The sequence below is a fragment of the Rhodococcus sp. YH1 genome (assembly GCF_009939605.1).
GTDB lineage: Bacteria > Actinomycetota > Actinomycetes > Mycobacteriales > Mycobacteriaceae > Rhodococcus > Rhodococcus aetherivorans.
Genome location: NZ_WVTE01000238.1, coordinates 1 through 20,187, shown reverse-complemented (window position 1 = coordinate 20,187; position 20,187 = coordinate 1). Strand labels below are relative to the sequence as shown.

Here is a 20,187-nt window from a genome sequence, read left to right as displayed (position 1 = left end):
TCCGTAGTCCGACGGCATGGTTCATTCGCTCGGGGACTGCCGCGCGACCTGCGGCGCACGCGGTGCCCTACCGTTCGCCGCGCACGATCCGTCGCAGCTTGGGCACCCGCTGCGCCAGCTCGCGCTCGGCGCCGTGGCCGGTCGGGGTGTAGTAGTCGACGCCGACGAGTTCGTCCGGCGCGTACTGCTGCGCCAGCACACCGTCGGGGTGGTCGTGCGGGTAGCGGTAGCCGACGGCGTTACCGAGCTTCTGGGCGCCGGCGTAGTGACCGTCGCGCAGAAGCGCCGGCACCGACCCGGACCGGCCGGCCTTGACGTCGGCGATCGCGGCGCCGAGCGCGGCGGTCACCGCACCCGACTTGGGCGCGGTCGCGATGTGGATGGTGGCCTGCGCCAGGGCGAGCTGCGCCTCGGGCATGCCGACGAGCTGCACGACCTGCGCGGCCGCCGTCGCGGTCTGCAGCGCGGTGGGATCGGCCATGCCGACCTCCTCGCTGGCCTGGATCATCAGCCGCCGCGCGATGAACCGCGGGTCCTCCCCCGCGACGATCATCCGCGCGAGATAGTGCAGCGCCGCGTCGACGTCGGAGCCGCGCAGCGACTTGATGAACGCGCTCGCGACGTCGTAGTGCTGGTCGCCGTCGCGGTCGTAGCGCACCGCGGCCTTGTCGATGCTCGACTCGACGGTCGGCAGGTCGATCGTCGCGCCCGTACCGCCGCGGTCGAGCGCGGTCTCGGCCGCCGCCTCGAGCGCGGTCAGCGCGCGACGTGCGTCTCCGCCCGCGAGGCGCACCAGGTGGTCGAGCGCGTCGTCGGTGATCTCCACACCGCCGCCGAGACCGCGTTCGTCGGTGCGGGCCCGCTCGAGCAGCGCCCGGATGTCGTCCGGGCCCAGCGGCTGCAGCTGCAGCACCAGCGAGCGGGACAGCAGCGGGGCGACGACGGAAAACGACGGATTCTCGGTGGTGGCCGCCACGAGCAGCACGATCCGGTTCTCCACCGCGGCGAGCAGCGCGTCCTGCTGGGTCTTGGAGAAGCGGTGCACCTCGTCGATGAAGAGCACGGTCTGTTCACCGGCGCCCAGGCGGCGACGGGCCAGGTCGATCACGGCCCGCACGTCCTTGACGCCGGCCGACAGCGCGGACAGCGCCTCGAAGCGGCGGCCGGTGGCACCGGAGATGAGGGAGGCCAGGGTGGTCTTGCCGGTCCCCGGCGGGCCGTAGAGCACGACGGACGCGGCGCCGGAGCCCTCGACGAGGCGGCGCAGCGGCGCACCGGGGGCGAGCAGGTGCTGCTGGCCGACGACTTCGCTCAGGTCGGCCGGGCGCATCCGCGCGGCGAGCGGCGCGTTCGGTCCGGCACCGCGGGACGGGCGCGACGCCGGTGGTACGGGTGCGGGGTCGGGCTCGGTCGGGCGGGGGGTCTCGAACAGGGCGTCCGGTCCGGCTGGTTCCTCCGCTCCGAAGAAGGTGCTCACCCCACGACGCTACCGTCCCGGCCCGACGGCGGGTCGGGCCGACGGCGCGTGAAACCGGCCGTGAACGTTCGGGACATTCCGTCGCGGTACTTGCCTCATCGCGGGGGACGCTGATCTGATCGTCCGGTGCCTCCCACCGAAACCCGTGTCGTGTCGCGACGGACCGCGCTGCGCGCGGGCGGCGTCGCCCTCGGCGCCGCGGCCCTGGCGGCCGTCTCCGTCTCCCCCGCCGCGGCGGAGAGCGTCGTGTTCGCGCACGGCGTGGCCTCCGGCGATCCCCTACCCGACCGGGTGATCCTGTGGACCCGCATCACGCCCGCCCCGGACGCCGTGCCCGGTTCCGGCCTCGGCGCCGCGACGACGGTCCGCTGGGAGATCGCCACCGACGGCGACCTCCGCGACGTGGTGGCCTCGGGGTCCGTGACGACGTCCCCCGCGTCCGACCACACGGTCAAGGTCGATGCGACGGGCCTCGAGCCGGACACCGCCTACTTCTACCGCTTCACCGCCGGCGACGCGGCCTCCCCGGTCGGCCGCACCCGCACCGCGCCCGGGCCGGGGGCCGAGCTGAACCGGCTGCGGTTCGCGGTGGTGTCGTGCTCGAACTGGGAGGCCGGGTTCTTCGGCGTCTACCGGCACCTGGCGGCGCGCCCGGACCTCGACGCCGTCGTGCACCTCGGCGACTACCTGTACGAGTACGGCACGGGCGAATACGCCTCCGGCGGCAACCGGGTGGTGCGCCCGCACGACCCGCGGCACGAAATCGTCACCCTCGCCGACTACCGGATCCGGCACGGCCAGTACAAGAGCGATCCCGATCTGCAGCGGCTGCACGCGCGGCTGCCGTGGATCGTGGTGTGGGACGACCACGAGAGCGCCAACGACGCGTGGTCCGGCGGCGCCCAGAACCACGACCCCGCCGTCGAGGGAGCCTGGGCGGAGCGACGGGCCGCGGCCCTGCAGGCCTACCTGGAGTGGCAGCCCCTCCGGCCGGGCGGCACCGCCGACGCGCCCCGGCTGTACCGGCGGCTGCAGTTCGGGGACCTGGCCGAGCTGTCGATGCTGGATCTGCGCAGCTATCGCACCGAGCAGGTGCACGGGCGCCGCATCGACGACCCGGCGCGCACCATCACCGGCGCGGAGCAGATGGCGTGGTTGACCGCGGGCGTGACGAGTTCGGGCACGCGATGGCAGCTCATCGGGAACCCGGTGATGATCGCCCCGGTGCTGCTGCCGCCCCTGGACGAGCGGACCACGGCGGCGCTGACCGCAGTTGCGGGGCTCCCCGCGGCGGGGGCACCGTTCAACGTCGACCAGTGGGACGGCTATCCCGCCGACCGGCGACGGCTGCTCGACGCGATTCGTGCCTCCGGCCGCGACGTGGTGTTCCTCACCGGCGACATCCACTCGTCGTGGGCCGCCGACATCCCCGTCGACGCCGCGAACTACCCCGGCGCGGGCACCGTGGCCACCGAACTGGTGGTGCCGTCGGTGACCTCGGCGAACATCGACGAGATGCTGGGCGTCGCGCCCCGCACCGTCACCCCGTCGATCGAGGCGGCGGTGCTGGCGACGAACCACCACATCCGGTACGTCGAACTGGACTCGCACGGCTTCGGTGTCCTCGACGTGACACCCGACGCGGTGCAGATGGACTGGCTGTACGTGCTCGATCCGACCGACCCGGGCACCGGCGTGCGGTACGGCACGAGCCGGCGGGTCGCCGCCGGCACGCCGCGGCTGGAGCCGGCGGCCGCGCTCGATCCGGGTGCGCACGGCCGGCAGGCCCGGCCGTGACGCCACCCGCCGGAGCGATCGATCGGCGCACGATGCTCGCCGGCACGGCCGTGCTGGCCGGCGCGGCCCTGATCGGCACGGCTCCGGCCCTGATCGGCACGGCTCCGGCCCGGGCGGCGACGCCGTCGGCGCTGCTCCCGGACGCGGACGTGCACGTCCTCGTCGTCGACGGGATGCGCCCGGACGAGCTCGCGCCGGGTCTCACGCCGCATCTGCTCGCGCTCGCCGACGCCGGCACCCGGTACACCGCGGCCCGGGCGATCTCGGTGGCCGAGACGCTGCCGAACCACGCGGCGATGATGACCGGTGTGCTGCCGCACCGCTCCGGCGTGCCCGCCAACTCGATCTTCGACCCGGTGCTCGGCCGCACCCGGGACCTCGACCGGCCGACCGACCTGCGCGCCGGGACGGTGCTCGACCGGCTGCCCCGCGAGCTGGGGCTGACGACCGCGAGCGTGCTGTCCAAGCGGTACCTGCACGGCCTGTTCGGCGGCCGCGCGTCGGTGGCGTGGGATCCGGTGCCGCTGCTGCCGCTCACCGAACACGCGCCGGACCGCTTCACGGTCGACGCGCTGATCTCCGTGGTGGAGGAGCGGTCGCCGCGGTTCACGTTCACCAACCTCGGCGACGTGGACCGCGTCGGGCACCTGGACGTACTCGGCGCGTCGCTGCGGCTCGCGCGTACCGCGGCGCTGCGCTCGGCGGACGAGCAGGTGGCCCGGTTCGTGGAGTTCCTGCGCGCGACGGGACGGTGGGAACGGTCGGTGCTGATCGTGCTGGCCGACCACGGGATGGACTGGTCGGCGCCGGACCAGCTGATCGGCCTCGTCGACGTGCTCGGCGCCGACCCGCTGCTCGCCGGATCGGTGCGCACCGCCCAGAACGGCGGTGCGAACCTGCTGTACTGGGTCGGCGATCCGGCGGCCCGGGTGGACGCGGTGGCGCGGATGCGGGAGGTCGCCGCCGCCGTCCCGGGCGTGGCCGCACTGTACGCGGGTGCGGATCTGGGTCTCGGCGCCGCCGCGGGTGATCTGGTGGCGTTGTGCGACGCGGGGTGGCGGTTCTCCGATCCGAGCCCGTTGTCGAATCCGATTCCGGGCAATCACGGTCACGCCGCGACCGTCGAGATCCCGTTCTTTGTCGCCGGCGGGCATGCGAGTATCCGCCGCGGCCTCACCGTCGCCGACCCCGTGCGCACCCTCGACGTCGCCCCGACGGTCGCGGCGCTGTTCGGGTTGGCCGGGCCGGCGGGTGGCTGGGACGGCCGCGCGGCGACGCACGCCTTCGCCGGGTGAGCCCGATGCCTCCGCAGCCCTTCCGCCGGTCGCCGTCGCGCGTGACAATGGAAGTGCAGTAACCGTTTTCAACGGAGGAGGCAGTGATGACCACTGCACGCGACATCATGCACCGCGACGCGGTCTGCATCGGCGAACACGACACCCTCGAGACCGCGGCCCAGCGGATGCGGGAACTGGACATCGGCGCGTTGCCGATCTGCGGCGACGACGACCGGCTCCACGGCATCATCACCGACCGCGACATCGTGCTCGAGTGCGTCGCCGCGGGCGGCGACCCGAGTTCCATGACGGCCGGTGAGCTCGCCCAGGGCAAGCCCTACGTGGTCGAGGCGGACGCGGACGTCGACCGGGTCCTGACGATGATGGAGGAACACCGCATCCGCAGGCTGCCGGTGGTCGAGGAGCATCGGCTGATCGGCATGATCAGCGAGGCCGACCTGGCCACGCATCTGCCCGAGTCGGAGGTGGGCCGGTTCGTCGAGGCCATCTGCGCGCGTACCGCGCCGTAGGCGGGCCGGGCATACCGCGCGTGACGGCCCGGGCGTAGCGCGGTCAGTCGCCGACGCGCTGCTCGAGACGTTCGAGGACGTCTCGGGCATGCCCGGCGACGTCGTCGTGTCCGGTGTCGGCGGCGTAGTCGGCGAGCAGCGACCAGCGGCTGCGCAGCGCGTCGGACCACGGCACGGACAGGTGGTGGTCCCGCACCGCCGCGATGCGGGCATGGTCCTCGGGGACGAACAGGTAGGTGCTCAGCCACACCCACGCGAGCTGCGCGTCGAGCAGCCGCTCGGCGAGCACCTCGTCGAAGCCGAGCGAGGGCCACATGCCCACCACCTCGGCCCGCCACGCGTCGGCCATCGCGCGGGCCCGCTCGAGCGTGAGCGGCGCCTTGCACAGGCACGCCGGGAAGGAGGTCAGGGCGTAGGCGATGTCGAGGGTGGCGTCGCGGAAGCCGCCCCACTCGTAGTCGAGGAACTGCACGCCCTCGTCGCCGACGACGATGTTGTCCGGGCACAGGTCCGAGGGGCTGAAGGCCCGGAACCGGCCGGCGGTGAACAGCTTCGCGGCCCGCTCGGCGCGGTCGATCACGCTCTGCGGCACCTCGAGGCCGAACTCGGTGGCGAAGCGGTCGGGCACGACGCGCAGCGCGCCGGTGGCCTGCTCGACGACGGCGTCGGCGAAGTGCGCCACCTCGGCACGGCGCAGCAGGGCGGCGAAGTCCTCCTCGCGCCCGACGGTCGCGGCATGCATCCGGCCGAGGGCCTGGGCGAACGCCATGAGGGTGTTGGTGACGGTGTCGGTGTCGTCGCTGCGCAGCAGCGTGGCGATCGGGGTGGCGTCGCCGAGGTCGCTGAGCACCAGCAGCCGCGACTCGAAGTCGTAGGCCAGCAGTTCGGCGCCCGGCCGGTCGTCCTTGGCCAGGGCGGTGGCGAACTGGTAGGACACCGCCTCGCGCAGGAACGCGACCTCGTCGTCGGTGGCGGCGCCACGGAAGCCCACCCGCCGTTCGGCGCGCGGGGGCACCTGCTTGAGCACCAGGGTGCGCGGCAGGGAGAACGGGTTCGCCGCGACCCGCACGCGCAGAACCACCGAGCGGCCACTGCCGCCGAGATCCACCGGATCGGCCAAGGTCACGGGTGCGCCGGTGCGCCGGGTCAGCAGCTTTTCGGCCGCCTCCACCACTTCCGACATGGGCTCCGCCAATGTTGCAGTCATCGTCTGACAATCTACCCGGTTCGGGCGACGATCAGTTCGTGCACGAACCGCATCTTGACCAAGACGGGCGGGGGTAGCACGAACGGATACAGATCGGTGTGACCCATCGACCGGTTGACCATGTTCAGCGACCAGGCCAGCGGCAGCCAGCGCTCGAGGAGTTTGTCGAAGCCGGCCGGGCCGGGCTGGGGGCGGTCCAGGGCGGCGCCGGCGGGTGCGAATCCGAATCCGGCGGCGGTGTCCAGCGCGTCCCGCATGTGCAGATAGTGCGCGAACGTCTCGGCCCAGTCCTCGGCCGGATGCATCGTCGCGTACGAGGAGACGAACTCGTCCTCCCACCCGTCGGGTGCTCCCTCGGAGTAGTGCCGGTCCAGCGCCGCCTGGTAGTCCGCGTCGGGATCGCCGAACAGCGCCTCGAACCGGGCCCGCACGGCGGGGGTGGCGATCAGGACCATCTGGTAGTAGTGCCCGATCTCGTGCCGGAAGTGGCCCAGCAGGGTGCGGTACGGCTCGCCCATCTCGATCCGCAGCTGCTCGCGGTGCACGTCGTCGCCCTCGGCGAGATCGAGGGAGATCACTCCCGACGCGTGTCCGGTGAGGACCTGCTCGTCGCGGCTCGACAGCAGGTCGAACGCGAGGCCGGTGTCCGGGTCGGTGTCGCGGCCGGTGAGCGGCAGGCCGAGTTCGGTGAGTTCGACGATCAGCCGGCGCTTGGCGGCCTCGGCGTCGGCGAACGCGGCCAGCGCGTCGGTGTCGTCGTCGGCCGGGCGGGTGCGGGTGAGCCGGCACGACCGGCACAGGCCGGGCTCGTCGCGGCCGACGATCCAGTTGCAGCGGGCCAGGTGCAGGTTGTCGCACAGCCGGTAGCGGCGGGCCGGCACCGCACCGGAGGCCGGACCGTCGGCGTCGTCCTCGGGCAGGATCGCGACCATCGAGACGGTGCCGAGGTCGAAGCCGATTGCGCTGCCGCAGCGCAGGCAGACCGAGTTCTCGAAGGTCAGTTGCTGCCCGCACATCGGGCACGAGAAGTCACGCATCGGCCGCTCCTGTCGGTTCGGGGTCGGTGCGGTCGCCGCCGGTGGGCGCGAGCGGAGCCACGTCGACGGACACGTCGATGGTGCTGTCCTTGGCTTCGGTGTATATCACCCCGCGCAGCGGCGGCACGTCGGCGTAGTCGCGGCCCCACGCGACGGTGGTGTACCGCTCGTCCACGAACTGGTCGTTGGTCGGGTCGAAGGCGAGCCACGTGTCGCCGGGCAGCCACACCGCCGCCCAGGCGTGCGTCGCGTCGACGCCCACCATGCGTTCGCGTCCGGGGGGCGGATCGGTGGCGAGGTAGCCGGACACGTAGCGGGCGGCGAGGCCGTGCGCGCGCAGGCAGGCGAGGGCCAGGCGCGCGAAGTCCTGGCACACGCCGGAGCGCGCGACCAGGACCTCGGCGACGCGCGTGGACACCGACGTCGATCCGGAGTGGTAGGCGAAGTCGGTGAAGATGCGGTGGGTGAGTTCGGCGATCGCCTCGACCAGCGGCCGGCCCGGAGGGAAGGTGGGCGCGGCGTAGGCGAGTACCTCGGCGTCGACCTCGGGCGGGTCGAGGTCCAGAACGAAGTCGGTGGCCAGGGCGCCGGCCGTGCCGACCGGCCGCGCCGACTCCCACGGCGCGACGGCGGGACCGGCGACCAGCCGCGCCGGATCCGGCGGGGTCAGGGTCACCTCGGACTCCGCGGTGACGACGAGCGTGTCGTGGGGCTCGGCGACGTGGAAGTAGACGTCGCGGTTGCCCCACAGGTCCGCCCCCACCGACGTGTCGGCCGGGGCGGGGTCGACGGTGACGCTGCTCAAGACGACCCGCTGGTTGTCGGTGTCGCGGGGCAGCAGGTAGCCGCGGCCGTACGAGGAGGTCACCACGCCGGAGTACCGGTAGGTGGTGCGATGCACGATGCGGTACCGGCGCCGGGCGGGGTCGAGCGGATCGGTCACGGCAGGGTCCTCCGCTGGGCGCCGCCCCACAGCGGCCGGGTGCCGCCGGGCAGCGACAGCGGCCCGCGCAGCAGCTGCTCGGCCAGCTGCTCGAGTCCGGTGTGGACGGCCGCGAGGAGATCGGCGAGCTCGCGGCGGACGCCGTCGGTGGCGGTCTCGAGGTCGACCGGGTCCACCCGGCGCAGCCGGGTCAGCAGCTCGTCGGCGAGGCGTTCGGGCCGGGTCGAGCCGGAGGCGTCGGGCAGCGCCCGCAGGTTCTCGCGCAGGCGTTCGAGCACCCACGCCAGCGAGCGGGGGTTGGTGGTGTCGAGCAGCAGCAGCTGCGCGACGGCGGCCGGGCGCACCCGGTGGTTGCGGCGGCGGTAGGTCACCGAGCTCTCCGCGGCGCCGAGCACCGTCTCCATCAGCGCCCGGTCGGTGGCGGCGTCGCGGGCGACGGTGAGGGTGGTCGCCAGCAGGGTGGTCAGCGACAGCGCCCGCTCGATCCGTTTGCCGAGGTCCATCACGTGCCAGCCCAGGTCACGGACCATCGATTCGGCCCCGAGCCCGGACAGGGCGAGCATCCCGGCGAGGACGGCGGACTGGGTGGCGCCGAGCAGGGAGCCGTCGTCGTCGGGGTCCTCGGTGAGCGCGTCGAGGGCGCGCTGGACGTCGGCGAGCACGGCCCACGTGTCGTTGGAGAGCTGGTCGCGCACGGCCCGGGCCGCCTGGTCGAGTCCGGCGAACGATTGGGCGAGCGAGCCGAGCCGTTCCGGATCGACGGTCATGGAGCGGAATTCCGCTGTGGCGGAGTGGTAGTCGTCCATGACGTCGGCACCGGTGTGCTGCGCCGCGATCGCCGGTCCGGGGGCCGCGGCGGTGAGCGCCGACAGCAGCACGGGCAGGCACTCGCTGCCCGGCAGCCAGGGCCGGAAGCGGTAGTCCTGGTAGCGCTCGCGGACCGCGACGAGCAGGCGGGCGGTGTCCTCGGCACGCTCGCCGTAGCGGCCCAGCCAGAACAGGTCGTTGAGCACCCGAGGCGAGGCGACGACGTCGACGGGGGGCACGGCGAAGGTGGACACCTCGTCCCCGGCCGGAACGCCCGTCGCGCCGGTGGTGGCCGTGGGCGCGGCGGTGCGCACCCACACGTCCTTGGCGACGACGCGCATCGGCGGCCGCGTGCGCGGCGTCGCGCCCGGGACGACGATCTCGCCGAGCCCACCGGGCATGGGGGTGAATCCGACCCGCTGGGCGACGGTGAACAGTCGGACGCCGACCGGCGCGGCACCGAGCCCGCCGGAGATTCCGGACAGCGACGGGACGTACGAGTGGTCGGGAATCTCCTGGCCGACCCACCGCCCCGGCTGCGCTCGCACCTGGGCGAGCAGGCCCTCGCGCTGCTGCGCGTCGAGGCTGCCGACCATCACCGACCGGGCGGTGACCGCCGACCGCAGCACCAGCTGCTCGAACCTCTCCGTCAGCGCCGCGACCCCGGCCGGGGTGCCGCCCCAGTATGCGGGGACCGGCTCGAGCAGCAGGTCCTCGTCCAGCAGCGCCCGGCACAGCGACGGCAGGAACTCCGCCAGGGCCGGATTCTCGAGCACCCCGCTGCCGAGGGTGTTGACGACGGTGACGGCGCCGCGCCGCACCACCTCCACGAGCCCGACCACGCCGAGCCGCGAGTCCGGCCGCAGGTCGAGCGGGTCCGCGTAGGCGGCGTCGACGCGGCGTAGCACGACGTCGACGCGGGTGAGCGAGCCGAGCGAGCGCATCCACAACCGGCCCTCGCGCACCACCAGGTCGGCGGCCTCGACCAGCGGGAACCCGAGGACGCCCGCGATGTGGGCCTGATCGAAGGCGGTCTCCGAGTGTGCGCCCGGGCCGAGGACGACCACCACCGGGTCCTCCGCGCCGGCGGGTGCGGCCTCGCGCAGCGCGAGGCGCATCGCCTCGACGAACGGCGACAGCGGCCGTGGGTTCGTCGCCTGGTACAGGTCGGGCATGGCGCGTGCCGTCACCCGCCGGTCTGCGAGGGCGTACCCGGCGCCGGACGGGGCCTGGGTGTGGTCCCGCACCACCCGGAACCGGCCGTCGCGGGCACGGGCGACGTCGATTGCGTGGACGAACAGCTGGTGCGGCCCGGGGAGCGAGAGCCCGTGCGCGGCCCGCACGTAGCCGCGATGGCCGAACACCAGTTGCGGGGGCAGCAGTCCCTCCCGGAGCGTGCGCATCGGCCCGTACAGGTCGGCGAGCAGCGTGTCGAGCAGCCGTGAGCGCTGCAGCAGACCCTGCTCGAGGGTGCTCCAATCGTCGGCGGAGAGGACGAACGGCACCCCGTCGAGTTCCCACCGGTGCGGCGCGGCCGGACCGGTCTCCTCGGTGCGGGCGTCGACGGGGGTGTAGGTGATGCCGTGGTTGTCGACGAGCCGGCGCACCCGCTGCCGGTAGCGGGCCAGCGCCTGGGGGCCACGTGCCTGCAACCCCTCCGCCAGTTCGGCCCAGTGCTCGCGGACGTCGCCCGCGGGGTCGAAGAGTTCGTCGAATTCCGGTCCGCGGTGGGCGTACCGCGCTCGCAGCGACTGTGTGGCGACCATGTCGGTCATGCCGTTGCCGCCCTCTCCGTCCGTCCGGCGCCTGCTGTCACTGTGCCAGGCCGTGCCCCGCCGTGCGCGCTGCCCTCTGACACCGCGGCGGCGCCGGCCCGTGGGCAGGCGCCGCCGACGAGGTCCTGTCGGTGCTCTACTTCTCGGCCTTCTTCGGCTCCGGCTTGAAGTCGATCCCGGACTCCTTGCGCTGCTCGGGGGTGATCGGCGCCGGAGCGTCGGTCAGCGGGTCGACACCGCCGCCGGACTTCGGGAACGCGATGACCTCGCGGATCGAGTCCGCGCCGGCGAGCAGGGCGGTGATGCGGTCCCACCCGAAGGCGATGCCGCCGTGCGGCGGCGCGCCGTACTTGAATGCCTCGAGCAGGAAGCCGAACTTCTCGTTCGCCTCCTCCTCGGAGATGCCCATCACCTTGAACACGCGCTGCTGGATGTCGGTGCGGTGGATTCGGATCGAGCCGCCGCCGATCTCGTGACCGTTGCACACGATGTCGTAGGCGAAGGCGAGGGCCGAGCCGGGATCGGTGTCGAACGTGTCGAGGTGCTCGGGCATCGGCGAGGTGAAGGCGTGGTGCACCGCCGTCCATGCGGAGCTGCCGAGCGCGACGTCGCCGGAGGCGGTGGCGTCGGCGGCCGGCTCGAACAGCGGGGCGTCGACGACCCACACGAACTTCCAGTCGTCGGGATCGATGAGATCGAGCTTGCGGGCGATCTCGCCGCGAGCGGCACCGAGCAGCGCGCGCATGGGCTTGGTGGCGCCGGCGGCGAAGAAGATGCAGTCCCCGGGCTGGGCGCCGACGTGCTTGGCCAGGCCCTCGCGCTCGGCGTCGGTGAGGTTCTTCGCGACCGGTCCGGACAGCTCCCCGTCCTCGCCGACCAGCACGTACGCCAAGCCCTTCGCGCCGCGCTGCTTGGCCCACTCCTGCCAGGCGTCGAGCTGGCGCCGCGGCTGGCTCGCGCCGCCGGGCATGACGACCGCGCCGACGTACTCGGCCTGGAACACCCGGAAGGTGGTGTCCTTGAAGAACTCCCGGCACTCGACGAGCTCGAGGCCGAAACGCAGGTCGGGCTTGTCGGAGCCGTAGCGGCGCATCGCGTCGGCGTAGGTCATGCGCGGGATCGGGGTGGTCAGCTCGTGCCCGACCAGGCGCCACAGCGCGTGCAGGATCTCCTCGGCGAGCAGGATCACGTCGTCCTGGCTCACGAACGCCATCTCGATGTCGAGCTGGGTGAACTCCGGCTGCCGGTCGGCGCGGAAGTCCTCGTCGCGGTAGCAGCGGGCGATCTGGTAGTACCGCTCGATGCCGCCGGCCATCAGCAACTGCTTGAACAGCTGCGGCGACTGCGGCAGTGCGTAGAAGCTGCCGGGCTGCAGCCGCGCCGGCACCACGAAGTCGCGGGCGCCCTCCGGGGTGGAGCGGGTCAGCGTCGGGGTCTCGACCTCCACGAAGCTGTGGTGGGCGAGCACGCCGCGGGCGGCGGCGTTGACCTTGCTGCGCAGCCGGATCGCCTTGCCCGGGCCCTCGCGGCGCAGGTCCAGGTAGCGGTACTTCAGGCGGGCTTCCTCGCCGACCTGGTCGTCGAGCTGGAACGGCAGCGGCGCGGCCTCGTTGAGAACCTCGAGCGTCGAGGCGTTGACCTCGACGGCGCCGGTGGGGATGTCGAAGTTCTGGTTGCCCTCCGGCCGGACCTCGACCACTCCGACGACCTTGATGCAGTACTCGGCGCGCAGACGGTGTGCCTGCTCGAGGACGGCGCCCTCACGGAAGACGACCTGCGACACACCCGACGCGTCGCGCAGGTCGATGAAGATCACCCCGCCGTGGTCGCGGCGCCGGGCCACCCAGCCGGTGAGGGTGACGGTCTGCTCGGCGTGCTCGGCTCGCAACGAGCCGGCGAGATGGGTGCGCAGCACGGAATTCCTTTCGAAACAACCTAACGAGGGACGTCGTCGTTGCAATCCTACGAAAGACACACATCCGCCGAGGACACCCGTACCCGATCGGCCGTGCCAAGCTGAACCGATCGGTCCCCCTGCGACGAGGAAGTGAAGGCGGCGATGACGTTCAACGAGGGCGCTCGGATGGAGGGCGGCCGCATCCAGGTCGGCGGCGGAGGCGGACCGGGCGGGAAGATCGCGATCGGCGGTGGCGCCGGCGGCCTGCTGGTGCTGATCCTGGCACTGCTGCTCGGAGGTGATCCCGGCTCGCTCCTCGGCAGCGGCGCCCCGGAGCAGTCCGGGCAGTACGGCTCGGGCACCCTGGAGGGCTGTGAGACCGGAGCGGACGCCAACGCGAGCGTCGACTGCCGCGTCCAGTTCACCGTCGGCAGCCTCGACGCGGTGTGGGAACAGCAGCTCGGGCCGCAGACCGGCGTCGAGTACGTCCGGCCCGCGGTCGTGCTGTTCTCCGGTGCGGTCGCGACGGGCTGCGGTAACGCCACGAGCGACGTCGGACCGTTCTACTGCCCGGCCGACCGGACTGCGTACTTCGACACCAGCTTCTTCCAGGACCTGGTCACCCGGTTCGGCGCCAACGCCGGCCCGCTCGCGCAGGAGTACGTCGTCGCGCACGAGGTGGGTCACCACCTGCAGAACCAGCTCGGGGACCTCGGTCGCGCGCAGGCCGATCCGCGCGGTGCCGACTCCGGGGCCGTCCGCACCGAGCTGCAGGCCGACTGCTATGCCGGGGCGTGGGCGTACCACGCCGACAAGCAGGCGGATCCGAACACCGGGGAGCCGTTCCTGCAGCCCCTCACCCAGCAGGACATCCGCGACGCGCTGTCGGCGGCGTCCGCCGTCGGCGACGACCGGATCCAGGCTTCCGCCGGCGGGCGGGTGAACCCCGAGGGCTGGACGCACGGGTCGTCCGACCAGCGGCAGAAGTGGTTCCTCGCCGGGTACACCACCGGGCAGATCGCGGCGTGCGACACGTACACGGCGCGAGATCTGGACAACCCGCCGGCGCTGCGCTGACCCCGCCGCCCACCACGGGGAATCCACTCCCGAAACGCGGTGCGCGTGCCATGCTCGAGGGGTCCGCACCGGTACGAGGTGACCTGCCGTGGAATGGTACGACGCCGACGGGTATTCGCTGGGACGGCTGCTGTGCACGCGCGCGCTGGCCCTGGTGTACCTCGTCGCGTTCCTGGTGGCGCTCAACCAGTTCCGGGCGCTGCTCGGGAGCACCGGCCTGACGCCGATCCCCCGCTTCCTGAAGGCGACGTCGTTCGGCCGGGCCCCGAGCGTGTTCCACCTGCGCTACTCGGACCGTCTCTTCGCGGCGGTCGCCGGTCTCGGCGCGGTCCTGGCCGCCGCCACCGCGCTCGGGGTGACGGACCGGCTGCCGCTGATCGCGTCGATGCTCGTCTGGTTCCTGCTGTGGCTGCTGTACTTGTCGATCGTCAACGTCGGACAGGTCTGGTACTCGTTCGGCTGGGAATCGTTGCTGCTCGAAACCGGCTTCCTGGCGATCTTCCTCGGCAACGCGGACACCGCCCCGCCACTGCTCGTCCTGATCCTGCTGCGCTGGCTGCTGTTCCGGCTCGAGTTCGGGGCGGGCCTGATCAAGATGCGCGGCGACCGGTGCTGGCGGGATCTGACGTGCCTGTACTACCACCACGAGACCCAGCCGATGCCGGGCCCGCTGAGCTGGTACTTCCACCACCTGCCCAGGCCCCTGCACCGGGTCGAGGTGGCCGGGAACCACGTCACCCAGCTCGTGGTGCCCTTCTTCCTGTTCGCGCCGCAGCCGATCGCGGGGATCGCGGCGTCGATCATGATCGTCACCCAGTTGTGGCTGGTGGTCAGCGGCAACTTCTCCTGGCTGAACTGGCTGGCGATCGTGCTGGGCCTGTCGGTGATCCCGGACAGCTGGTGGGAGCGTCTGCTGCCGCTCGACCCCGGTCCGGGGTACGGGACGACGCCGACGGTGTTCGTGGCGGTGGTCGTGGCGCTGACCGGGACGGTCGCGGTGCTCAGCTACCTGCCGGTGCGGAACATGCTCTCCCACCGGCAGGCGATGAACGCCTCGTTCAACCGGTGGCACTTCGTCAACACCTACGGCGCGTTCGGCAGCATCACCCGGCACCGGCACGAGGTGATCGTCGAGGGCACCTCCGATCGGGAGGTGGGCCCCGGCACCGTGTGGCGCGAGTACGAGTTCAAGGGCAAGCCCGGCGACGTGCGCCGCCGGCCCCGCCAGTACGCGCCGTATCACCTGCGGCTGGACTGGCTGATGTGGTTCGCCGCGCTGTCCCCCGACTACGCGCGCTCCTGGTTCGGGCGACTGCTCGAAAAGCTGCTGACCAACGACGAGCACGTGACGGCACTGCTGCGGCGTAACCCGTTCCCCGACGCGCCGCCCCGCTGGGTGCGGGCGCGGTACTTCAGCTACCGGTACACCACGTGGCGCGAGCGCCGCGAGACCGGCGCGTGGTGGGTGCGCGAGTACATCACCGACTACATGCGGCCGGTGGCCCTGGCCGAACGCGACGCCGAATGAGGTCCCCGGAGCCGGCGGCGCTTTCGAAAATTCAATCTCGCGTTATCTCACCTTTATCGAACATCAACGTCGGGTAAAGAATGAGATCGACCGGGCGACCGGTATCCGGGACCCGGACAGGAAAAGGGGGCCTGCGTCCTCAACCCGCAGGCCCCCTCCATTTCCCCTGGATCAGCTGAGGTTCATGTCCTCGGCAGAACCGGAGAAGAAGTCGAACGCGCCGAAGAGGTCGGCGATTGCTCCGAAGAAGTCGGCCAACGTTCCAAAGTCCATGCTGGAGCTCCATTTCTGATCTTGTACATACCGTACCGGTGCCGTGCACCGAACCCAATTGTTACCAAACGCGCCGGGTCCCGCAATTCGAGCGCGGACCCGGCTGCCGCACGCGGTAGGGGAAATCGGGTTCGCGAAATTCTCAGCACTCCGCGCATGCAATTCGCTGCCGCGCACGGTCGGCGCGATCGCGCCTGAAGGGCCGGGTCAGCGACGCGGCGGGCCGCCGACCGCCGCGACGCCCAGCTCCGCGAGGCCGTCGACGATCCCCCCGGCGAACTCGTCGACGTCCGGGACGAGATCGGCATCGGCGACGACGTCGACGTTCAGCCGGCCCGCGTAGGACAGCACGCCGACGGCGACACCGACGTTGCCCTGCACCACGCCGACCTGGAACAGCTCGCGCACGCGGGCACCCGCGAAGTACAGCGGCACGGGCGGGCCGACCAGATTGCTGACGAACAGATTGACCAGCCGTTGGCGCCGCATCACCCGCACCGTCCACCGCTGGAGCAGCCGTCCCCCGGGCTGCAGCGGCGGCTCCCGCTTGAGCCGCGCGGTCTCGTGGGCGACGGCCGCGACCCGGGCGGCCACCGACCCGGGCCCCACCGGCAGGGGCACGAGCAGGATCCCGACCCGGTTCCCCGGGCTCCGGTCGTCGGCGGTGCGCAGCGACGCCGCCACCGACGCCTTCAGGATCAGGTCCGGGTCGAGTTCGCCGCGCGCCGCGAGGAGCCGCCGCGCGCCGGCGGCCACGGCGGCGAGCACGACGTCGTTGACCGTCGCACCGTGCGCGTGTGCGACGCGCCTGACCTCGGCGAGGTCGCAGCGCACCAGGCTCAGCCGGCGGTGCGGCCCGACGGGACCGTCGAACGACACCCGCGGGGCCTGGCCCTGCCGGGCGAGCGAGCGCAGCTGCCGCACCCGCAGGGCGGCACGTCGCGCCGCCACCGTCGGCCGCACTGCCCGGAGCCACCGCCACGCGGCCCCGGGCCGGCGGTGCAGGTTGTCGCGGACGAGCGCACGCACGGAAGGTGGCGGAACCGGAGTGGGCACGGGACCGGGGTCCTCGTCGGGCGTGGTCGCGGCCGTGTCGAGCAGGGCGCCGAACAGTTCGAGGGCGGCGATGCCGTCGGCGACCACGTGGTGGAGCCGCAGCAGCAGCGCGATCGTCCCGTCGTCCCGGTCCGTGAGCAGCCACATCTCCCACAGCGGCCGGGACCGGTCGAGGCGTGGTTCGTCGAGTTCCGCGCAGGTGCGCAACAGGGTGGCCTCGTCGCCCGGAGCGGACAGGGCGCGGGTCCGCACGTGGCACGAGATGTCGAAGTGCGGGTCGTCGACCCACACGGGCGGTCCGGCACCCGGCGGCGGGCGGTGCAGCCGCTGGCGCAGCCGGGGCGCGCGGCGGGTGCGCCGCGCGACGTGCTCGCGGATCGCCGCCAGCCGGAGGCGTCCGGCCGCATCGCGCAGCGGCGCTCCGTCCAGGACGGCGAGCGCGGCCACGTGCATGGGCACCCCGCGGTCCTCGACGCGCAGGTTCCCTACGTCGAGCGGGCTCAGCCGCTCGAATCGGGGCCGGTCGTCCGTCATGGTGCCCGTCCTGCCGTCGGCAACGCCCGGGCGGCGCGGAACGTTCAGCGGCCGCCGGGGCGTCTCGGCGGCACCTTCGTCGCCAGTACCGCGGCCTGGGTGCGGCGTTCGACCCCGAGCTTGGCCAGCAGCCGCGACACGTAATTCTTCACCGTTTTCTCGGCCAGGAACATCCGTTCGGCGATCTGACGGTTGGTCAGCCCCTCGCCGAGCAGCGCGAGCAGGGTCCGTTCCTGATCGGTCAGGTTCGCATACGGTCCGCCGTCGTTACTGGTGTCGGCGCGCAGCTTCGCCATCAGCGTGGTCGCGGCGCGGCTGTCGAGCAGGGACTTGCCTGCCCCGACGTCCCGCACGGCCTGGATCAGCTCGGTGCCGCGGATGTCCTTGAGCGCGTAGCCGCTCGCGCCGGCGAGTATCGCGTCGAGCATCGCCTGCTCGTCGGTGAACGAGGTCAGCATCAGGCAGCGCAGTCGCGGCATCTGCGAGAGCAGTTCCCGGCACAGCTCGATGCCGTTGCCGTCGGGGAGCCGGACGTCGAGCACGGCGACGTCGGGTTCTACGGCAGGAACCCGCACGAGAGCCTCGCCGTACGACGACGCCTCCCCCGCGATCGTCAGTTCGGGATCCGTGGTGAGCAGGTCCGCGATGCCACGGCGGACGACCTCGTGGTCGTCGACGAGAAAGACCTTGACCATGCGGCAGCCTCCAATCCCCGGTCAGCACGGTACCGCACGGTGTGCCGGCTCACGGTCGGCTCGGGGACTGGATGGTCAACCGCGCTCGCCGGGCCACCACGGCAGCGTGGCACGACGCCCACTGATGTGCTCGACGTCGATGACGAGGAGGGGATCCTCCGTGCCGATGCCCCACGGCAGGCCGCCGGCGCCGTCGAATCCGCGGAGACCGTCCGTGCCGCGCGCGAGCCGGGCGCGGCCGATCGCGACCACGCTCCACCCCGACCGGGTCGGCGCCTCGAGTTGTTCGGCATGGAAGGCGAGCAGCCTGCCGTCGAAACGCTCGAACCACCCGTCGTCGCCGGTGGGAACGACGATCTCGCCGTTCGGCGCCGCGAAGGTCACCGGGTGCACCGCGGGCAACGCCCCGTCGGTGTAGACCAGACGGCCGGTCGGCACCGACCGCAGCAACGCCATGCATCGACCCGGCGCCAGCGGAGCTTCCGGACCCGTCGTCATCCTGGGCTTTCCCTCCTGCAAAGACATCTCCGCACTCCACCCTCGCCCGTCGAGGCGGCCCGCGGCAGGGTCCAAAGTCGTCACCACCGGGGCGCAAGTCACCGCGCCGGGGGTGACCCACGGATTACCCTCGGCACAATGGGAAAAACCGGGCCTTTCGAAGCGGCCCGGCACGCGGCGTACGGGACGTAATCCACCGAAGGGGTGAGCGATGGCCGCCGACGAGGAAACGTTGCTCGCGGGGACGCTCTCGCAGCTGCGACTGAGGGAACTGCTCGCGGAGGTCCAGGACCGCATCGACCAGGTGATCGTCGCGCGCGATCAGATCGACGGTCTGCTCGAGGCCGTGCTCACGGTCGCGTCCGGGCTCGAGCTCGAGGCGACGCTCGAGCGCATCGTGCACGCCGCGATCGAGCTCGTGGACTGCCGCTACGGCGCCCTGGGCGTCCTCAACCGCCGCGGGGACGGATTGCAGAACTTCGTGTACGAGGGCATAGACGCAGACACCCGCGCGCTGATCGGCGACCTCCCCACCGGCCACGGACTGCTCGGACTGTTGATCGAACAGCCGAAACCGATCCGCCTCGACAATCTGGCCCAGCACGTGGCCTCGTCCGGCTTCCCGGCCCACCACCCGCCCATGCGGACCTTCCTGGGTGTCCCGGTCCGGGTGCACGGTGAGGCGTTCGGCAACCTCTACCTCACCGAGAAGGCCAATGGTCAGTCGTTCACCGAGGACGACGAGGTGATCGTGCAGGCCCTCGCGGCCGCGGCGGGCATCGCGGTGGACAATGCGCGCCTGTTCGAGGAGGCCCGGCTGCGGCAGCGCTGGCAGGAGGCCACGAGCGAGATCCGCGCCGAGCTGCTCGCCGACACCGACCCGGAGGAGGTGCTCGGCCTGATCGCCCGACGCGCGCTGGCCCTGTCGGAGGCGGACCACGTGCAGATCGCCCAACCCGAGGATCCCGACGTGCCGCCGGAGGAGGTCGCGGCCCTGATCGTCACCGCATACGCCGGTTCGGACCCGTCCGGGTTCGGGGGCAAGCGGATCCGGGTCGAAGGGACCGCGACCGGAACCGTGTACCGGTGCGGTGAGCCGCTGCAGGTCACGGAGTTCGACGGTGACGGCGACCGGCACGGGCCGGCGCTGCTGCTGCCGCTGCGCGCGTCGACCGACACCATTTCGGGGGTGCTGTCGGTCATTCGCGATCCGGGGCGGGAGCCGTTCGACGACCGTCAGCTCTTCCTCGCCACCTCCTTCACCGATCAGGCGGCGCTCGCGCTGAAGCTGGCCGACGACCAGCGACGGCTCAACTCTCTGACCGTGCTCGCCGACCGGGACCGCATCGCGCGGGACCTGCACGATCACGTCATTCAGCGGCTGTTCGCCCACGGCCTGAACCTGCAGAGCACCCACGCCCGCACCCGGGCGCCGGAGATCCGCGGGCGCCTGGCGGACATGATCGACGACGTGCAGAGCATCATCACCGACGTGCGCACCGCGATCTTCGACCTGCACGGCGGGATGGAGGGCACCCGGCAACTGCGGCAGGCCCTGCACGACATCGTCGCCGAACACACCGCCGACGTCGGCTTGCGCACCGTCGTGCGCATGTCCGGGCCGCTCAACGTGGTCACCGGGCCCCTCGCCGATCACGCCGAGGCGGTGCTGCGGGAGGCGATGAGCAACGTGGTGCACCACTCCGGCGCGACCAACGTCACCGTCACCGTGTCGGTCGACGACTACCTCACCATCGACGTCACCGACAACGGCGTCGG

The 20,187-nt window shown here is 72.3% G+C and carries 15 protein-coding genes; 6 read left to right on the top strand and 9 right to left on the bottom strand.

The window, feature by feature from the left end:
• Positions 1–67: 67 nt before the first annotated feature.
• Complete coding sequence (locus tag AIIKEEIJ_RS21950; RefSeq protein ID WP_161996553.1) at positions 68–1,477, bottom strand: AAA family ATPase; 1,410 nt, start codon at positions 1,475–1,477, stop codon at positions 68–70.
• A 150-nt stretch (positions 1,478–1,627) separates the two neighbouring features.
• Here AIIKEEIJ_RS21950 and AIIKEEIJ_RS21945 point away from each other — a divergent pair, with 150 nt between their 5' ends.
• The 3 genes from AIIKEEIJ_RS21945 (at position 1,628) to AIIKEEIJ_RS21935 (ending at position 5,081) form a co-directional block, all read left to right on the top strand.
• Complete coding sequence (locus tag AIIKEEIJ_RS21945) at positions 1,628–3,274, top strand: alkaline phosphatase D family protein (RefSeq protein WP_161996552.1); 1,647 nt, start codon at positions 1,628–1,630, stop codon at positions 3,272–3,274.
• Complete coding sequence (locus tag AIIKEEIJ_RS21940; protein ID WP_029543571.1) at positions 3,271–4,569, top strand: alkaline phosphatase family protein; 1,299 nt, start codon at positions 3,271–3,273, stop codon at positions 4,567–4,569. Before AIIKEEIJ_RS21945 ends, AIIKEEIJ_RS21940 begins: the two co-directional genes overlap by 4 nt.
• An 86-nt stretch (positions 4,570–4,655) precedes the next feature.
• Positions 4,656–5,081, top strand: a complete 426-nt coding sequence (locus tag AIIKEEIJ_RS21935; RefSeq protein WP_161996551.1) for a CBS domain-containing protein — start codon at positions 4,656–4,658, stop codon at positions 5,079–5,081.
• 43 nt (positions 5,082–5,124) lie between these two features.
• Here AIIKEEIJ_RS21935 and AIIKEEIJ_RS21930 read toward each other — a convergent pair whose 3' ends face one another.
• The 5 genes from AIIKEEIJ_RS21930 to aspS form a co-directional block, all read right to left on the bottom strand.
• On the bottom strand, positions 5,125–6,264 hold the full coding sequence (locus AIIKEEIJ_RS21930) for a kinase (protein WP_080688626.1): 1,140 nt from the start codon (positions 6,262–6,264) through the stop codon (positions 5,125–5,127).
• A 35-nt stretch (positions 6,265–6,299) separates the two neighbouring features.
• Positions 6,300–7,325, bottom strand: coding sequence for a zinc-binding metallopeptidase family protein (locus AIIKEEIJ_RS21925; RefSeq protein ID WP_006944841.1), 1,026 nt, complete (start codon positions 7,323–7,325; stop codon positions 6,300–6,302).
• Positions 7,318–8,268: a transglutaminase N-terminal domain-containing protein gene (locus AIIKEEIJ_RS21920; protein ID WP_161996550.1), complete on the bottom strand. Its 951-nt coding sequence runs from the start codon at positions 8,266–8,268 to the stop codon at positions 7,318–7,320. Before AIIKEEIJ_RS21920 ends, AIIKEEIJ_RS21925 begins: the two co-directional genes overlap by 8 nt.
• On the bottom strand, positions 8,265–10,850 hold the full coding sequence (locus tag AIIKEEIJ_RS21915; RefSeq protein ID WP_144415023.1) for a circularly permuted type 2 ATP-grasp protein: 2,586 nt from the start codon (positions 10,848–10,850) through the stop codon (positions 8,265–8,267). The genes AIIKEEIJ_RS21920 and AIIKEEIJ_RS21915 overlap by 4 nt, the downstream gene beginning before the upstream one ends.
• 136 nt (positions 10,851–10,986) lie before the next feature.
• On the bottom strand, positions 10,987–12,765 hold the full coding sequence (gene aspS / locus AIIKEEIJ_RS21910; RefSeq protein ID WP_161996549.1) for an aspartate--tRNA ligase: 1,779 nt from the start codon (positions 12,763–12,765) through the stop codon (positions 10,987–10,989).
• Between the two features lie 144 nt (positions 12,766–12,909).
• Here aspS and ypfJ point away from each other — a divergent pair, with 144 nt between their 5' ends.
• Both ypfJ and AIIKEEIJ_RS21900 read left to right on the top strand, forming a co-directional pair.
• Positions 12,910–13,824, top strand: a complete 915-nt coding sequence (gene ypfJ, locus AIIKEEIJ_RS21905; RefSeq protein WP_161996548.1) for a KPN_02809 family neutral zinc metallopeptidase — start codon at positions 12,910–12,912, stop codon at positions 13,822–13,824.
• Positions 13,825–13,912: 88 nt separating this feature from the next.
• Positions 13,913–15,352 carry a lipase maturation factor family protein gene (locus tag AIIKEEIJ_RS21900; protein WP_161996547.1) on the top strand — a complete coding sequence of 480 codons (1,440 nt, stop codon included), beginning with the start codon at positions 13,913–13,915 and terminating at the stop codon, positions 15,350–15,352.
• A 480-nt stretch (positions 15,353–15,832) separates the two neighbouring features.
• Here the strand turns inward: AIIKEEIJ_RS21900 and AIIKEEIJ_RS21895 are convergent, their stop codons facing one another.
• The 3 genes from AIIKEEIJ_RS21895 to AIIKEEIJ_RS21885 all read right to left on the bottom strand — a co-directional run bounded on the left by AIIKEEIJ_RS21895 (position 15,833) and on the right by AIIKEEIJ_RS21885 (position 18,408).
• The gene (locus tag AIIKEEIJ_RS21895) at positions 15,833–17,215 is read right to left on the bottom strand and encodes a wax ester/triacylglycerol synthase family O-acyltransferase (protein WP_161996546.1); all 1,383 of its coding nucleotides are present in this window, start codon (positions 17,213–17,215) and stop codon (positions 15,833–15,835) included.
• Between the two features lie 44 nt (positions 17,216–17,259).
• Positions 17,260–17,910, bottom strand: a complete 651-nt coding sequence (locus AIIKEEIJ_RS21890; RefSeq protein WP_029543555.1) for a response regulator — start codon at positions 17,908–17,910, stop codon at positions 17,260–17,262.
• A 75-nt stretch (positions 17,911–17,985) separates the two neighbouring features.
• Complete coding sequence (locus AIIKEEIJ_RS21885) at positions 17,986–18,408, bottom strand: pyridoxamine 5'-phosphate oxidase family protein (RefSeq protein WP_029543553.1); 423 nt, start codon at positions 18,406–18,408, stop codon at positions 17,986–17,988.
• 211 nt (positions 18,409–18,619) lie between these two features.
• Here AIIKEEIJ_RS21885 and AIIKEEIJ_RS21880 point away from each other — a divergent pair.
• Positions 18,620–20,187, top strand: a 1,568-nt coding sequence (locus tag AIIKEEIJ_RS21880) for a GAF domain-containing protein (protein ID WP_161996545.1), incomplete at its 3' end; no start/stop codon positions are given.

Coding starts and splice junctions, on each gene's coding strand:
- AIIKEEIJ_RS21935 (WP_161996551.1), top strand. CDS start 4,656: ATGACCACTGCACGCGACATCATGCACCGCGACGCGGTCTGCATCGGC.
- AIIKEEIJ_RS21930 (WP_080688626.1), bottom strand. CDS start 6,264: ATGTCGGAAGTGGTGGAGGCGGCCGAAAAGCTGCTGACCCGGCGCACC.
- AIIKEEIJ_RS21925 (WP_006944841.1), bottom strand. CDS start 7,325: ATGCGTGACTTCTCGTGCCCGATGTGCGGGCAGCAACTGACCTTCGAG.
- AIIKEEIJ_RS21915 (WP_144415023.1), bottom strand. CDS start 10,850: ATGACCGACATGGTCGCCACACAGTCGCTGCGAGCGCGGTACGCCCAC.
- ypfJ (WP_161996548.1), top strand. CDS start 12,910: ATGACGTTCAACGAGGGCGCTCGGATGGAGGGCGGCCGCATCCAGGTC.
- AIIKEEIJ_RS21895 (WP_161996546.1), bottom strand. CDS start 17,215: ATGACGGACGACCGGCCCCGATTCGAGCGGCTGAGCCCGCTCGACGTA.
- AIIKEEIJ_RS21890 (WP_029543555.1), bottom strand. CDS start 17,910: ATGGTCAAGGTCTTTCTCGTCGACGACCACGAGGTCGTCCGCCGTGGC.
- AIIKEEIJ_RS21885 (WP_029543553.1), bottom strand. CDS start 18,408: ATGACGACGGGTCCGGAAGCTCCGCTGGCGCCGGGTCGATGCATGGCG.